This window comes from Vibrio sp. 1180_3, assembly GCF_029478545.1.
GTDB lineage: Bacteria > Pseudomonadota > Gammaproteobacteria > Enterobacterales > Vibrionaceae > Vibrio > Vibrio aestuarianus.
Map to the genome: position 1 here is coordinate 1 of NZ_SJFM01000252.1, position 265 is coordinate 265.

1 protein-coding gene is annotated in these 265 nt (G+C 41.5%); it reads left to right on the forward strand.

The window, feature by feature from the left end; all coding sequences use genetic code 11:
• Positions 1-64: 64 nt before the first annotated feature.
• Positions 65-265 (forward strand): transposase (locus EYW48_RS21745; protein ID WP_277433108.1); only part of this gene is annotated, 201 nt, incomplete at its 3' end.

Genomic DNA, 265 nt, shown 5'->3' on the forward strand with positions numbered 1-265 from the left:
GAGCCTGTAATTTAAATTGTGTATCTGCTTATAATTAAGCCAGTCATGGCTAAGGATAAGCAATATGGACAAGAAAGCTTTAGAAGCCTTCGCTCGCGAAGCCGCTAAGTCAATTAAGACGCCTTCGGATCTTGATGACTTCAGGAAAATGTTAACCAAGGTGACGGTTGAGACAGCTTTAAATGCTGAACTTGATGATCACCTTGGCTACGAAAAACACTCACCGACCAACGATAGTAATAGTCGAAATGGCTACTCTTCTAAG